The organism is Limnovirga soli, from assembly GCF_013106755.1.
GTDB classification, from domain to species: Bacteria; Bacteroidota; Bacteroidia; order Chitinophagales; family Chitinophagaceae; genus Limnovirga; species Limnovirga soli.
This window is the reverse complement of sequence record NZ_WHPF01000015.1, coordinates 47,912-62,646: the sequence shown is the minus strand read 5'-3', so window position 1 is coordinate 62,646 and position 14,735 is coordinate 47,912. Positions and strand designations below refer to the sequence as shown.

The window sequence follows — 14,735 nt, the reverse complement described above, 5'->3', positions numbered from 1 at the left end:
TTGGTATGCGCAATACATCCAGCTGGTGGATTATTTTAATTGTAATGCTATTGATAGATTGCTATGTGTTTATGGCTCTGCGCACAGTATCGCAAAACAGTTCTGAGAAAATGAAATGGACCATCTATTCCATTTACTGGTCCATATCTGCCATTGGCATTATTACCATTGCATTGTTCCCGTTTGTACAATTTTTTCAAACCAATATTGCGTTTAGAAATTATGTGTTTGCCATTTTGGTGGGGTTGTTTTTTGCCAAAATCATTGGTAGTGTTTTTTTCCTGGTAGATGATATTCGCCGCGGCAGCATGTGGCTTATGGCAAAGTTGTTCCCCGGCACCGGTGCCAATTTTGCACAGGAAGGAGCCATTACCCGTAGTGTGTTTTTAAGCTGGCTGGGTATTGCCTTAGGTGGTGGACTTTTTTCTACTTTGCTATATGGTTTTTCTAATAAATATAATTACCAGGTTAAAAAAGTTAAGCTGGCATTTAACAACCTGCCGGCAGCTTTTAAAGGGTTTAAAATTGTACATATTAGTGATATACATAGCGGTAGCTTTAACGATAAGGCCGCCGTTCAAAAAGGGGTTGATTTGGTGCTGGCACAAAACCCCGATATTATTTTATTTACCGGAGACCTGGTAAACGACCGTTCCACCGAGATGCAGCAATATATGGATGTATTTAGCCGGCTTAAAGCACCTATGGGTGTATTTAGTACCCTGGGTAATCACGATTATGGCGATTATGTTGCATGGCCTACCCCGGCTGAAAAAGCAAAAAATCTGGAAGACCTTAAAACCGTGCATGCCAATTTGGGCTGGCGTTTGCTAATGAACGAACATGTGGCGCTGGAAAAAGACAATGCACAAATTGCGTTATTAGGAATAGAAAACTGGAGTGCATTTGGCAATTTTCCCAAATATGGTAAAATGAAGGAAGCCTATGCCGGCACCGAAAAATACCCTTTTAAAATATTAATGAGCCACGATCCCAGCCATTGGGATGCAGAAGTTCGCCCACATTACAGCGATATTGATATTATGCTAAGCGGCCATACCCATGGCATGCAGTTTGGCCTGGAAAACCCCTATTTTAAATGGAGCCCCGTACAATGGTTTTATAAAGAATGGGCCGGACTATACCAAAGCGGCAATCAAAAATTATATGTAAACCGGGGCTATGGCTTTATAGGTTACCCCGGCCGCGTTGGTATTATGCCCGAAATAACGGTGATAGAACTGGCTTAATTTTTAGGGCATGCAATTGTTTGTAGCCCGGCATAAGTAACACTTTTGGGCTTTACTTGCGTCGCACACTTTTGCGGCTGATAATGCTATGCAGCTAATCCTTATTTCTATTCTTTTGTAAACTGTTTGCTTACCACCAATTCTTTACTCCCCGGTGTGTAGGTATAAAAGCCTTCGCCATTTTTTGCGCCCAGTTTACCGGCAGTAACCATATTTACCAAAAGGGGGCATGGCGCATATTTGGTATTGCCAAAGCCATTGTATAAAACGTTTAAAATGCTCAGGCATACATCCAGCCCAATAAAATCTGCTAATTGTAAAGGTCCCATGGGGTGGGCCATACCCAGTTTCATGATGGTATCTATTTCTGTAACGCCTGCAATGCCTTCGTATAAGCTGTAAATCGCTTCATTAATCATGGGCATTAGAATTTTATTGGCAATAAAACCGGGGTAATCGTTTACCACGCAGGGTACTTTGTTTAATTGTGTACTTAGGGCAAAAATGGTATCGGTTACAGTTTTGCTGGTAGCATAGCCGTTAATAATTTCTACCAGTTTCATTACTGGTACGGGGTTCATAAAATGCATACCAATCACCTGTTCCGGTCTTTTAGTTGCCGCTGCTATTTTTGTTATGGAAATAGACGATGTATTAGAAGCCAAAATGCAATCTGCCGGGGCAGCTTCATCCAGCTGTTTAAATATTTGCAGTTTAAGGTCTATATTTTCTGTAGCCGCTTCTACCACCAGCTGGGCTTCTTTTACACCGCTGGTAATATGGGTATTGGTATTTATTAAAGCCAATGCCTGTTGTTGTTGTTCTGCAGTTAAAGTGCCTTTTGCCACCTGCCTGTCAAAATTTTTGGTAATGGTGGCTACAGCCTTTTCCAGTTGAGCTGCATTTACATCAATTAATGTAACACTAAAACCATATTGGGCAAATACATGGGCAATACCATTACCCATGGTGCCGGCACCTATAACTGCAATGTTTTTAAGCATATCAGTACTATTTTTATTTGTGGCTACAAATGTAAACCAAGCTAACGGTTGTTAAGTTTGACGCGGAGATTATTTTACCGGATTTCTAAACTGCCTGTTATGCAGTTATTGTGTACAATTATGATGGCTGTTTGCCCATATTTATCCTGCAGCACAAGTGTGCGACGCAAGTAAAGCCGCATTTAGCAAATCAGCCAGGTACAACCACTAATTCTTTTTCTTAAAATCGCCGCGTTTCCATGCCTGTATAAACTCGGCCCAGGCCATGGGGTTAAAAATGTTTTGTGGCGGCACCTGCCCTTGGTAGGTATATTTTTGTGCAGTGGCCCGCATTTGTGCGCTAACGGCTTCTCTGCCATCGGCGGGCAAGGCTGCAATTAAGGCACGGCGTGTAGCTTCGCTGGTATTTTGACGGGCAATTTCAAACGCATCTGCAGGCACATACGTATTCACAAAATCGCGTTCAAACTGAGACCGGGAAGGCCTTGGTCTTAATATGGTGGCTGGCAAATAGGCCGTATCAGTAACCATTAACTGTATAATACTGTACTGGTTACTATTTAAATTACGCGGAATAGTAATGAGTTTGTCTTTAAAACCAACACAGGAAAAGCGGATAACATCACCCTTCAGCACCACAATTGAAAATACACCTTGCCCATTGGTAAATGTGCCCCTAAGTTTATCTTCTACAATTACACTGGCTGATGGGATGGCATCCAGACTATCGGCCGTCATTACCACACCATATAATTGAATTACAGAATCCTGCTGCGTATTTTGTGCATGGGCCGTTGCCGCGAAGAAGAGTATAAAGAAAAAAACGCTGTATTGTAACAATTGCTTCATGCAGTAAAGGCTTTTTAAAAGTAACTTGCTGCACTAACAGCAATATTATTCAAACAAAATAACCCCATTGGGGATTAATTTTGCAACAAAATAATTCTTTTTAACAAAATAATGTGTGATGACAGAAGCAGATATTTTAAAGGCGCTTAGTAATGTACAGGAGCCAGACCTGGGTAAAGACCTGGTAACCTTGAACATGGTAAAAGATATTGTAATAGATGGTGATGATGTTGCTTTTACAGTAATTCTTACCACCCCGGCCTGCCCAATGAAGGATATGATGCAAACGGCCTGCATTAATGCGGTGCGTATACTGGTTAATAAAAATGCGAATGTTACCGTACATTTTACCTCAAATACCAGCAGCAACCGTAAAGATGCCCAAAGTGTTTTACCCGGGGTAAAAAATATTATTGCAGTGGTAAGCGGCAAGGGTGGTGTAGGTAAAAGTACCATAGCCGCTAACCTGGCACTGGCTTTTGCAAAGGGCGGCGCCAGCGTAGGTTTAATGGATGCTGATATTTATGGCCCCAGTGTACCCATTATGTTTGGCGTTCGTGGAGAGCGACCCATGATGAAAGACGTTAATGGCAAAGGCATGATTATGCCGTTGGAACGTTATGGCATTAAACTAATGAGTATTGGCTTATTGGTGGATGAAAAAAATGCCGTTGTTTGGCGTGGACCCATGGCCAGCAGCGCCATTCGCCAGTTTGTAACTGATGTGGATTGGGGCAACCTTGATTACCTGGTAATAGACATGCCTCCCGGCACCGGCGATATTCATTTAACGCTAATGCAAACCGTACCCGTTACAGGTGTGGTAATTGTAACCACCCCGCAAAACGTAGCACTTGCTGATGCCAAAAAAGGTATTGCCATGTTTGGCCAGGCGCAAATAAATGTGCCCATTATAGGATTGGTTGAAAATATGGCATACTTCACTCCGGCCGAGCTGCCCAATAATAAATATTACCTGTTTGGTAAAGATGGCGGTAAACGCCTTGCCGATGAATACGATCTGCCATTTCTGGGCCAGATACCATTGGTACAAAGCATACGAGAAGGCGGCGACGCCGGTGTGCCAGCCATGGTAGGCGATGACCCCATTAGCAAAAAAGCACTGGAAGATTTTGCTGGGCTGGCTGCACGTAATATTGCCGTACGTAATGCCAATATGGCCAGTACTAAAGTGATAGAAATGGAAACCAATTAATACCAAGTTTTGGCCCCGGCTTTTGATAAATAATGGGGCTACTCTTGCGTCGCACTCTTGTACGGTTAGCACTATGGGCAGCACAAGGCAATTAGTATTTGCTTTGTATTTTACCAGTTGCCATTTAATCTGCAGTACAAGAGTGCGACGCAAGTAAAACTGCAGCAGGTGCTGCAGCCGGGCTAATACAATAATGCGTTTATTGGGAAAGCTTATTTTTAAAAATGGTAAAAATGGCCTTTATCATTTTCCTAATTATAAAAGCCATCAATAAACCGCCAATGCCCCCGCCGGCTGCTCCTGTTAACAAAGCATTGACAGGGGTAATACTAAAGTTAAATATATCTTTTGCCAGCAACAGTGCGCCACTACCCAATACTGCACCACCCAGCACACATATAATTATCAGCAAAGTTGTAAATCCGGCACTAATAGATTTTTTATATAAACCCACCAATACAGCACTTGAAATAATACCGGCGCCAATAAAAACTGCTATCATAAGCAATACCAATGCCGCTGCAAAAGCCCCAATAATAGCTGCCCCAACCATTGCGCACATAAAAGCAGTACCGATGAACAACAAAAAAATATTAAACTCATCATCCGGTTCAGGTATCGCATCCACTGGCTTTTGTACAAGCGTTGTATCTGCAGCATGATGGCTGGCAGTATCCACTATTATCTGTGCCTTACTTTGTTGGGTACTTATGACTAATAAAATTACTAAGCTGATCAGGGGAATAATTTTCACTATAATTTTTGTATTGGTATTTGTTTAATGATACTAATGTACGGCAATAAAATTACCTTCATATTATGTACCATACTCCTTATTTTAAAGCGGCCGATAATGAAGATGTATTGGCTTTTATGCAGGCACATCCCTTTATATTATTATGTGGCACAGATACATTGGGCAAACCTGTTGCCACTCATGTGCCCGTGTTAATTGAAGAACGGGATGGTGTGCTATACCTACAGGCACATATTATGCGCAAGCAACAGCATACCAGGGCGTTTGAAAATAACCCCAATGTATTGGCAGTGTTTCAGGGGGCGCATACCTATGTAAGCGCCAGTTGGTATCAGCATCCGCAAACTGCCAGCACCTGGAATTATCAGGCCGTGCATGCCAGTGGCCAGCTGCGCTTTTTAAACGAAGAGGGATTACTTACCCTATTGGCAAAACTTACCCGCCATTTTGAAAATGAAGCCAATTCCCCCGCATTGGTAGAAAAAATGGAAGATACCTACCTGCAACAAATGATGAAAGCGATTGTGGGTTTTGAAATTGAAATTACTGCCCTGGAACATGTGTTTAAACTAAGCCAGAACCGTGATGAAAAAACCTATGATAATATTATTAACCAACTGGAAACACAGGGTACCGATGCCAAAGAAATTGCTGCTAACATGCAGCAACAAAAACACCAAATATTTCCCAAATGAAAAACTTAGTTGCCTTTTGTGCCATCATAACCATTATGAGCTGCCATTCACATATTAACCCATCTTATACAGCTTTATCGGGCAGCTTTGATAAAGAAGGTCACCGGGGCTGCCGGGGATTGATGCCTGAGAATACCATAGCTGCCTACCTGCATGCTATAGACCTTGGCGTAACTACCATTGAAATGGATGCCATTATTAGTGCAGATGGGGCCGTAGTAATGAGCCATGAACCTTTTTTTAACCACGAGATTACTACAAAACCGGATGGCAGTTTTGTATCACAGGCCGAAGAGAAAAGCCTGAACCTGTACAAAATGAATTATGCGGAAATAAAAACATTTGATGTGGGTTTAAAGCCGCACCCACGATTTCCGCAACAACAAAAACTAGCAGCCATTAAGCCTTTACTTACCGCTGTAATTGATAGCGTAGAAGCTTATACTACCTCAACAGGAAAGTCGCCGGTTCAATACAATATAGAAACCAAATGCCTGCCCGAAACAGATGATATTTTTCACCCAAAACCTGCCGTATTTGTAGAAAAAATTATGACAATTGTGCTGGAGAAGCATATTGAAAGCAGGGTTATTATTCAATCTTTTGATATTCGCTCCCTGCAATACCTGCATCAGCATTATCCCACTATTAAAACAACCTTATTAATTGAGGATACTGATACAAAATCATTTGCACTTCAGCTAAAAGACCTTGGTTTTATACCCACTATTTATAGTCCGGCATACCAACTGGTAACGCCATTGCTGGTAAAGCAATGCCATGATACCGGTATACAAATAATTCCATGGACGGTGAATGATGCCACCGAAATAGCCCGTTTGCGTAATATTGGTGTAGATGGTATTATCAGCGATTATCCCAATCTATTTAATCAACCGCTTAAATAAGCAGTCATATGAATATTTCCTTATCAGGTAAAACCGCATTAATCTGTGGCAGCACACAAGGTATCGGTTTAGCTACCGCCATAGAACTGGCGGGTATGGGCGCCAACTGTATTTTAATGGCACGTAATACAGCTGCCTTGGAACAGGCCATAACATTACTGCCTGCAAGCGAAGGCCAGCAGCATGGCTACCTGGTGGCCGATTTTAGCAAGCCTGCCGAGGTAAATACTGTAATACAAGCCCTGGTGCAGCATACTACAGTGCATATCCTCATTAACAATACTGGCGGTCCTGCAGCAGGCCCAATTATAGAAGCCAGTGAAGAAGCATTTCTGCATGCCTTTAATCAGCACCTTATCTGTAATCACTTATTGGTAAAAGCTGTAACGCCCGGTATGAAACAGGATGCTTATGGCCGGGTTATCAATATCATTTCCACTTCGGTAAAAATTCCTTTAAATAACCTGGGTGTGTCAAATACCATTCGCGGTGCGGTTGCCTCCTGGGCCAAAACAATGGCCAACGAGTTGGGGCAGTACAATATCACCGTAAACAATGTATTACCCGGTTTTACCAGTACCAAAAGGTTAGATAGCCTGGTGTTAACTATTGCCGCAGCCAAACATGCTACCAAAGAAGAAGTAACCGCAGCAATGGTTGCCGAAGTGCCCATGAAACGTTTTGGTGATGCCGCAGAAATTGCTGCTGTTGCTGCATTTCTGGCTTCACCTGCCGCATCGTACGTAAATGGTGCCAGTATACCTGTAGATGGCGGCAGAACAGGAAGCATATAGCTATTTATTAGCCCGGCAAATGAATAACTATAATACATCCTTGCGTCGCACTCTTGTACTGCATAACATCATGCAGCTGTTAAATACAAATCTATTAATGTGCTGATTTAATTCTAACATATGCAATTTCAAAACAGCTTGTCTTTTGCACAATCACTCGATGCGGCAGATGCTTTGGCACCCTACCGTGGGCAGTTTTATTTTCCGCAACATAATGACCGTGATGTGATTTATTTCTGCGGTAACTCCCTGGGTTTGCAGCCAAAAAACGTAGCTGCAGCAATAGAAATTGAATTGGCCACCTGGCGTAATCTGGCTATAGAGGGTTATTTTAAAGGTCCCCATCCATGGCTGCATTACCACGAATTTTTGCGTGGCTCACTAGCACAAATTGTTGGCGCTAAACCCGAGGAAATTACGGTTATGAATGCGCTAACCGTAAACCTGCATTTGATGATGTTGAGTTTTTACCAACCAACCGCACAACGCTATAAAATCATCATGGAAGCAGGCGCCTTCCCTTCTGATCAATATGCAATAGAAACCCAGGTAAAACACCATGGATTTAGGCCTGATGACGCCATTATAGAAATTGCCCCCCGACCCGGCGAAAAACTAATAAGTCAGGAAGATATTTTAACGGCAATTGAAGCCAATAGTACCAGTCTGGCAATGGTGGTTTTTGGGGGTATTAATTATTATACCGGCCAATTATTTAATATAGAAGCCATTACCGCCGCTGCCCATAAAGCCGGCGCCATTGCTGGCTGGGATTTGGCACATGTTACCGGTAATGTACCCACCCAATTACATCAATGGAATGTTGATTTTGCGGTTTGGTGCAGCTACAAATATTTAAATGCAGGTCCGGGTGCAGCCGCAGGGGTTTTTGTACATGAGCATTATGCCCAACAAACCCAATTGCCCCGCCTGGCCGGTTGGTGGGGCAACGATGAAAGCACCCGTTTTAAAATGGAAAAGGGCTTTTTTGCCAAACCCAATGCCAGTGGCTGGAACCTGAGCACAACACCCGTTTTTAATATGGTAGCGCTAAAAGCCTCCCTTCAATTATTTGATGCGGCTGGCATGCAAAATTTGCGTAACAAAAGTATGCTGCTCACCAACTTTCTTGCTTACTTATTAGAACCTTTGCAGAAAAATATATTCAGCATTATTACCCCTGATAATGAGGCAGAAAGGGGTGCACAGCTTTGCCTGTTTTTTACTAAAAAGGGTCGAGCAGTGTATGAGGCTTTATTGGCAAATGGCATTGTAGTAGATTACCGTGAACCTGGTGTAATTCGTATTGCACCTACGCCACTCTATTGTTCTTTTACTGATGTGTATGAGTGTGTACAGATTATGCAGCAGGTTTTGCAAAATACGGGGGAGGAATAGTTGCCAGGCAGTAGCAAGCACATTTGGCTTTACTTGCGTCGCACACTTGTGCTGTAGAATGCCAATTCAACCAAATATGGACTACCTACCAGCAAATGCGGATATTTATGCCGGTAATCAGGTGGGTATTAATTTTCTAATACCTGTTTTAAGGTAGCCAACCCCTTTTCTAAATCTTTACCCAGCATTTTTTCGAATACACTTTTAAAAATAGTCATGGGGAATTTAGTTGGCCCATAAAAACGCCATTGTACGGTGGTTGATTGGCTATTGGTTGCAGTAATAAGAAAACCTGAATAAGCGGTATTTTTCATTGGTCTCAAAAACTGCAATTTATAATCAATGCTTTTACCTTCCTCCATTTTAATAATTTCCTGTTCGCCAGCGCCAACATTTTTATTGGTGGCACTATCCCATCTGTAAATAAAACCCACTTGCCCGTCAGAGCCTTCGTATTCTTTTTTCATGGAAGGGTCCAACATATTCCAGGTGCTGAAATAATCCTGGTTTTTTGTGAGCTTAAGATAGGCATATACCTGATCTGCAGGTTTTTGTATGGTAATCTCCTTTACAATATTCATTTCTTTTTTGGCAAGCAGGTGTGCTATAAACACAACTAGTATGATGGCTGCAAGTATAATTAGTATGGTCGTCATAATATGCTAATGTACAGTTTTTCAATAAAAAGCAGGTAGCGAATTCCATGGAATTGCCTTCCGGAGAACGGTTCCTCATTTTAGTATTCCAGGATGCTTTATGCTTTAATAACAATCCTTTTCCTGGCAAACACAGCATACTTAAGCTTACTTTATTAAAGCTGAAAAGCATTATGCCGTACAAGAGTGCGACGCAAGTAAAGCTTAATAGATTTAAAATGACGGGTTCATAAACAATTTTAATATAAGGCAGGTAGCAGGATTTTTTTTAGGTACTGGTTACATTCTGCATTTTGGTGGCAACAGAGTTAAGAGCCGGTTTATTTAGCGTAAATGGCTTATTAACAAACCAAAAAATGATACAAAACATGAAAAAACAATCCCTGCTGATGGCAGCCGTAGTAATGGTAGCATTACTATCCTGCAACAAAGAAGTACAAACCTTACCGGTTACTGCACCGTTACAATCTACCACTACTGCTAATGCACTGCAAGAAGTAAATGATAACGATTATGACAATGATGGCCTTGAGAACGAGGTAGCTGATGCCGATGATGATAATGATGGCATTGATGATGTAGCCGATATTGATGATGATAACGATGGCGTACAGGATTTTAGAGATGGTGATGATGACAATGATGGTTTGGATGATAACATGGATATTGACCATGACAATTCTAAAGGTGGTATTGGCGATAACGATAGTGACGACGATGGCATATTGAACAGCAAAGACAAGGATGACGACAATGATGGCGTTGGTGATGCAAATGACCTTGATGATGATAACGATGGCATTAATGACGATGTGGATAGCGATGATGATAACGACGGCATTAACGATGGCTTTGACAGCAATAACGATAATGATGAAGATAACGATGGTGTATCTAACAAAGAAGATAAGGATGATGACAATGACGGTTTATCTGACGACGTAGATACGGATGATGACAATGACGGAGTTACCGATGATTTGGATAAAGATGATGATAACGATGGTATTGGTGATAGACTTGATACTGAGAACGACAGCGATTTTGATAACGATGGTATGGAAAATGAATTAGGTGATAGCGATGATGATAATGATGGCCTAAATGATGCCAACGATATTGATGATGATAACGATGGTATTTTAGATACTGATGATGCAGATGATGACAATGATGGCATGAACGATAATTTTGACAGCGACCATAACTCTATTAATGGCGGTGATGGGGATAACGATTTGGATGATGATGGTATAAACAATAATCTGGATAAGGATGATGATGGCGATAGAATTGCTGATAAATCTGATCTGGATGATGATAATGATGGTATTAATGATGATGTAGATACCGATGATGATAATGATGGTATTTCTGATACATTAGACGACAATAGTGATAATGATTTTGATAATGACGATATGGGTAATGATGTGGATACCGATGATGATAACGATGGTGTTAGCGATGATCTTGATGCTGACGATGACAATGATGGTGTACTTGATGTTGATGATAAAGACGATGATAATGATGGTGTAGGTGATACAGCCGATGATAGTGGCCATCATGGTGGCGGTGGAAATGGTGGCGGTGGAAACGGCGGCGGCGGTAACGGTGGCGGTGGCAACGGCGGCGGTGAAATTGGTGGCTAGTCTTTTGTTTGGTTCTTATACAATGTAAGGGTTGCCCTTTCCAGGGCAACCCTATTTTACCCAAAACAATAAAATACTTGTTCAGCCATCAATTTTTCCTTTTCAGGGTATCTTAAGCAGCTTAAAAGAATTAAGGAATTACTTTTACACACCTTAAATTCAATTTTAGCACTTAAAACCTTAAAAATTATCCATAAAATTATTTGTATGAGATTATCTAATTGTTTTGCCATAATTGCATTTGCACTGGTATTTGGTGCATCCTGCAGTAAAGAAACTACCAGTCAGGAATTAAACGCTTTGGCTGCACAGGCCGCACAGCAATCTACCGGTTTGGCATTAAGTGTATGCGACCAGTTTGCTTATCCCGATTCAGTATTTTACCCCAATGATGCATTAGAAACCTATATTATCAACCCTGTAAATCCACTAACTGGTACTTTTGGTGTTTTCCCTAGCGAAATGCGTATAAATAAACGTACCGGCGCCTTTGATATCAACGAAAGTGAAACCGGACTTAGATATATGATATGGTTTGTAGCAGCAGGCACCACAGATACCTGTAAAAAATATATTACCATTTCTGGTGTAAATTATCTGGATAGCATTTACGAAACAAAGAAAACAGGCACAGCAGCACCTGTTTATAATGCCAATACTTCACTTGCCGTTGGCGATAACAATGGCACCACCGAATTTGATGATGGTCCGGATGATGATGATGGCGACGGCCTTGCTGATGAACCATTGCCAGGTTTAGAACTTGCTTCTCAAGGCGTGGCAATAGATAAAGCCACCGGTAATATAGATCTTAAGCAAACCCTTGCCAATGGTGCACTGGGTGTAAATCCTTTATCCGGCACTTTTAAAGATTTTGTTTTAAACTACCGCGTGTCTGATAAAAGCTCAAAATCCCTAAATAAAATGGCTTTGCGCTTATATTACTACCACACCAGGGCAGAAATACCAGCCAGTCTTAAAAGGCAAATGAAAATAAAGCAATCCGAAGTATTAATTAACCAGGAACTTGCCCCAACACCGGCCCCTATAATTGGAGCCGTAAATACCAGTATTACCCCTGCTACCAATAAAGCCAACGAGGTAAAATGCAGGCCTCCTTATATTATTATAGTACAATAAATAATTAATCTATTATATTTTAAAAGCAGCTCTATAGCTGCTTTTTTTATTTTGTTACCAGGCAATAGTACTGCTATTTTTCATCCGTTGCGTCGCACACTTGTGCTTTCAGGTTGGTATATCAGCAGTTAAAAAGCAATGATTACATTAATAATATTGTCAAATTTTTTATTGAGCGTGGCTTATACAATACCCAAATCAGTATCATCTGTGCTTGCTAATTCTGTGTTGCGAAGTTGTTTTAAAAGCTTTAATTTATCGCTTTTTTAGAAAGTTGCAGTTTTCTTTTCGCCACTAATTGGTTTTAACTTTATCTGCTAACTGTTTAGGTGCCACTGTGCAATAGGCTGTGGTTAGTGCATCAATAAATAGGTCATTGTGTACCTTACTTAGTTCAATAAGGGTCCAGCCTTGTTTACCCCATTTATTGTTTACCGCATAAATAATGGTGTTATCTGCCGCCGAAAAAACATTCTGGTCAATTTCGTTTAGTTTTATACAGGCTCTGTTTAATTTCTCATCATAGGTAGCAAAGATTTTCTGCTTTACCCTAAATGAAATTTTTTCAAAATGAGGTTCCTCTGTTGCTTCGGGAAAAGAAAGTGCTAATTTTCTAAATGCATTTATTGAAACCATATGCAGTAATGTTTTTTATAATTTCAAAGGTATAGAAAATGAAAATTAGCTAATTTATATGCAATTACTCCTCCTATAATTTTTGTTATATTAAGGAGTTTTATAGAAATGAACTGGCATGTTTTAGCTGCCTATAGATTTGCAGCACAAGTGTGCGACGCAAGTAAAGCTGCTATAATTGTTGTTGTCGGGCTAAAAAACTATGTAGCCAAATTGCGCTTATATTTTAAATAACCTTTTAATGGCAGGTACTATGTTACCGTGAGCGTTGATAGAAAATTATTGGCTTGCTGGTGAATTGATTTTCTTTTATTGTCATCCCATTTATCAAAGGTTTTTACCAACATACCCAGCCTTGGATTTTGAAGAAAAAAATGGCGATGTTTATCTAAGAAGCGCCAAAATAATGCATCCCAGATTGCCTGCCAGTCTCCTTTGGGGTAGTCGCTCATTTTCATTAGATAATTACTTCCGCTTATATATGGCTTGGTGGCCATAAGCCCACCATCGGCAAACTGACTCATGCCGTACACATTTGGTACCATTACCCAATCGTAGGCATCAATAAATAACTCCATAAACCAACGGTAAACTTCGTTGGGATCAAACTCGCATAATAGCATAAAGTTGCCCAACACCATTAGTCGTTCAATATGATGACAATAACCAGTTGCCAATACCTTACTAATGGTTTCGTCTATGGGTAAAATACCTGTTGTTCCTTTATAAAAGCTGGCTGGTATTTTTCGGGTAAAGCCCCAAAAATTACTGGCTCTTTCTGCGGTGCCTTTGGTAATATATACGCCTCTAATAAACTCCCGCCATCCAATAATTTGCCGTATAAAGCCTTCTAATGAATTGATGGGAATGCAATTGGTATTTGCTGTTTGCAATATAATAGTGGTTACTTGTTGCGGAGTAAGCATACCTATATTTAACAGCGGACTAAGTAAGCTATGGTGTATCAATATCTCTTTTTGCAAAATGGCATCCTCATAATCTCCAAATGCTGCCAAACGGGTTTGTACAAATGTGTACAGCCATTGTTTGCTCTCCTCAAATCCAATGGGGTATTGTATGGCATCTCCAATTATTCCAACATTATTTGGAAAGTATTGATTGGTATAGGCTATAGCTTCTAAATAATAGTTATTCGTTGCGGGCAGGTTAAATTTAATTACAGCCTTACCCTTAGGATACTTTTTTCGGTTCTCTTCATCAAAACTCCATTGCCCGCCAACCGGTTTTCCAACTGCATCAATTAATATTTTTCTGTTTATTCTTTCCTGCTTATAAAATTCAGTTTGAAAAAACTTCTTTTTATGGGGTTTAAAAAATGCCGACAATGTTTCGCGGGTATTTAAAAACATAGGAGATTCCAATATCCTTAACTGTATGTTTAATTTTTGGCAGCTTTTACTTATTCTTTTTAATAGCCAATCATCTACCGGATCAATAATAGTAATAGCACTTATACCTGTTTGTTGCAAATTTGCCAATAATAATCTTATATCAGCTAGTGCCTCGTGAGCCTGTATATATTGTACTGAGCATCCTTTGCTGCATAAATAGTTTTCATAGTATTTCATACTGGCCCGCTGAAAAGCTATTTTTTGCTTGTGAAAATTATACTGCCTGAAAAATAAAAATTCCTCCACCAGGCAGAAGTTTCCGGTCTCAGAAAAAAGCGGACTATCCTCAAATAGCTGGTGTGGGAAAATGATATTCACTTTTTGCATTTTTATTACACCCTATTTTTTTGATGATTGAATTGTTT

General features: G+C 40.5%; 14 protein-coding genes. 8 read left to right on the top strand and 6 right to left on the bottom strand.

Annotated features, from left to right (window positions below; translation table 11 throughout):
• Window positions 1-5: 5 nt before the first annotated feature.
• Window positions 6-1,250 (top strand): metallophosphoesterase, encoded by a 1,245-nt coding sequence (locus GD597_RS18470; protein WP_171609389.1) that lies wholly within the window; start codon window positions 6-8, stop codon window positions 1,248-1,250.
• Between the two features lie 107 nt (window positions 1,251-1,357).
• On the opposite strand, the gene GD597_RS18465 is transcribed toward GD597_RS18470, so the two are convergent.
• Window positions 1,358-2,254 carry a 3-hydroxyacyl-CoA dehydrogenase family protein gene (locus GD597_RS18465; RefSeq protein ID WP_171609388.1) on the bottom strand — a complete coding sequence of 299 codons (897 nt, stop codon included), beginning with the start codon at window positions 2,252-2,254 and terminating at the stop codon, window positions 1,358-1,360.
• A 207-nt stretch (window positions 2,255-2,461) separates the two neighbouring features.
• Window positions 2,462-3,103 carry a carboxypeptidase-like regulatory domain-containing protein gene (locus GD597_RS18460; RefSeq protein ID WP_171609387.1) on the bottom strand — a complete coding sequence of 214 codons (642 nt, stop codon included), beginning with the start codon at window positions 3,101-3,103 and terminating at the stop codon, window positions 2,462-2,464.
• Window positions 3,104-3,221: 118 nt separating this feature from the next.
• Between GD597_RS18460 and GD597_RS18455 the strand changes: the two genes are divergently transcribed.
• Window positions 3,222-4,319: an Mrp/NBP35 family ATP-binding protein gene (locus GD597_RS18455; protein WP_171609386.1), complete on the top strand. Its 1,098-nt coding sequence runs from the start codon at window positions 3,222-3,224 to the stop codon at window positions 4,317-4,319.
• 199 nt (window positions 4,320-4,518) lie between these two features.
• Here the strand turns inward: GD597_RS18455 and GD597_RS18450 are convergent, their stop codons facing one another.
• Entirely contained in the window at window positions 4,519-5,073 is a 555-nt protein-coding gene (locus GD597_RS18450) for a hypothetical protein (RefSeq protein WP_171609385.1), read from the bottom strand.
• Between the two features lie 65 nt (window positions 5,074-5,138).
• On the opposite strand from GD597_RS18450, the gene GD597_RS18445 reads away from it, so the two are divergent.
• From GD597_RS18445 to kynU, 4 genes are all read left to right on the top strand, one after another.
• Window positions 5,139-5,771: an FMN-binding negative transcriptional regulator gene (locus GD597_RS18445; protein ID WP_171609384.1), complete on the top strand. Its 633-nt coding sequence runs from the start codon at window positions 5,139-5,141 to the stop codon at window positions 5,769-5,771.
• Window positions 5,768-6,679, top strand: coding sequence for a glycerophosphodiester phosphodiesterase (locus GD597_RS18440; RefSeq protein ID WP_171609383.1), 912 nt, complete (start codon window positions 5,768-5,770; stop codon window positions 6,677-6,679). Before GD597_RS18445 ends, GD597_RS18440 begins: the two co-directional genes overlap by 4 nt.
• An 8-nt stretch (window positions 6,680-6,687) precedes the next feature.
• Window positions 6,688-7,473: an SDR family oxidoreductase gene (locus GD597_RS18435; protein ID WP_171609382.1), complete on the top strand. Its 786-nt coding sequence runs from the start codon at window positions 6,688-6,690 to the stop codon at window positions 7,471-7,473.
• A 120-nt stretch (window positions 7,474-7,593) separates the two neighbouring features.
• Window positions 7,594-8,871 carry a kynureninase gene (gene kynU / locus GD597_RS18430; protein WP_171609381.1) on the top strand — a complete coding sequence of 426 codons (1,278 nt, stop codon included), beginning with the start codon at window positions 7,594-7,596 and terminating at the stop codon, window positions 8,869-8,871.
• A gap of 128 nt (window positions 8,872-8,999) precedes the next feature.
• Here the strand turns inward: kynU and GD597_RS18425 are convergent, their stop codons facing one another.
• A complete protein-coding gene (locus GD597_RS18425; RefSeq protein ID WP_171609380.1) occupies window positions 9,000-9,527 on the bottom strand; it encodes an SRPBCC family protein in 528 nt (175 codons plus the stop codon).
• Between the two features lie 368 nt (window positions 9,528-9,895).
• Here GD597_RS18425 and GD597_RS18420 point away from each other — a divergent pair, with 368 nt between their 5' ends.
• Together GD597_RS18420 and GD597_RS18415 are read left to right on the top strand one after the other, a co-directional pair.
• Window positions 9,896-11,182 carry a hypothetical protein gene (locus GD597_RS18420; protein WP_171609379.1) on the top strand — a complete coding sequence of 429 codons (1,287 nt, stop codon included), beginning with the start codon at window positions 9,896-9,898 and terminating at the stop codon, window positions 11,180-11,182.
• A 207-nt stretch (window positions 11,183-11,389) separates the two neighbouring features.
• The gene (locus GD597_RS18415; RefSeq protein ID WP_171609378.1) at window positions 11,390-12,322 is read left to right on the top strand and encodes a hypothetical protein; all 933 of its coding nucleotides are present in this window, start codon (window positions 11,390-11,392) and stop codon (window positions 12,320-12,322) included.
• Window positions 12,323-12,616: 294 nt separating this feature from the next.
• Here the strand turns inward: GD597_RS18415 and GD597_RS18410 are convergent, their stop codons facing one another.
• Together GD597_RS18410 and GD597_RS18405 are read right to left on the bottom strand one after the other, a co-directional pair.
• Window positions 12,617-12,958, bottom strand: a complete 342-nt coding sequence (locus GD597_RS18410; protein WP_171609377.1) for an MmcQ/YjbR family DNA-binding protein — start codon at window positions 12,956-12,958, stop codon at window positions 12,617-12,619.
• Window positions 12,959-13,209: 251 nt separating this feature from the next.
• Window positions 13,210-14,697, bottom strand: a complete 1,488-nt coding sequence (locus tag GD597_RS18405) for a cryptochrome/photolyase family protein (RefSeq protein ID WP_171609376.1) — start codon at window positions 14,695-14,697, stop codon at window positions 13,210-13,212.
• Window positions 14,698-14,735: the final 38 nt, after the last annotated feature.

Bases quoted from the DNA above. Each gene is read 5' to 3' on its own strand.
- GD597_RS18470 (WP_171609389.1), top strand. From the start codon at position 6: ATGCGCAATACATCCAGCTGGTGGATTATTTTAATTGTAATGCTATTG.
- GD597_RS18465 (WP_171609388.1), bottom strand. From the start codon at position 2,254: ATGCTTAAAAACATTGCAGTTATAGGTGCCGGCACCATGGGTAATGGT.
- GD597_RS18460 (WP_171609387.1), bottom strand. From the start codon at position 3,103: ATGAAGCAATTGTTACAATACAGCGTTTTTTTCTTTATACTCTTCTTC.
- GD597_RS18455 (WP_171609386.1), top strand. From the start codon at position 3,222: ATGACAGAAGCAGATATTTTAAAGGCGCTTAGTAATGTACAGGAGCCA.
- GD597_RS18445 (WP_171609384.1), top strand. From the start codon at position 5,139: ATGTACCATACTCCTTATTTTAAAGCGGCCGATAATGAAGATGTATTG.
- GD597_RS18440 (WP_171609383.1), top strand. From the start codon at position 5,768: ATGAAAAACTTAGTTGCCTTTTGTGCCATCATAACCATTATGAGCTGC.
- GD597_RS18435 (WP_171609382.1), top strand. From the start codon at position 6,688: ATGAATATTTCCTTATCAGGTAAAACCGCATTAATCTGTGGCAGCACA.
- kynU (WP_171609381.1), top strand. From the start codon at position 7,594: ATGCAATTTCAAAACAGCTTGTCTTTTGCACAATCACTCGATGCGGCA.
- GD597_RS18425 (WP_171609380.1), bottom strand. From the start codon at position 9,527: ATGACGACCATACTAATTATACTTGCAGCCATCATACTAGTTGTGTTT.
- GD597_RS18420 (WP_171609379.1), top strand. From the start codon at position 9,896: ATGAAAAAACAATCCCTGCTGATGGCAGCCGTAGTAATGGTAGCATTA.
- GD597_RS18415 (WP_171609378.1), top strand. From the start codon at position 11,390: ATGAGATTATCTAATTGTTTTGCCATAATTGCATTTGCACTGGTATTT.
- GD597_RS18410 (WP_171609377.1), bottom strand. From the start codon at position 12,958: ATGGTTTCAATAAATGCATTTAGAAAATTAGCACTTTCTTTTCCCGAA.
- GD597_RS18405 (WP_171609376.1), bottom strand. From the start codon at position 14,697: ATGCAAAAAGTGAATATCATTTTCCCACACCAGCTATTTGAGGATAGT.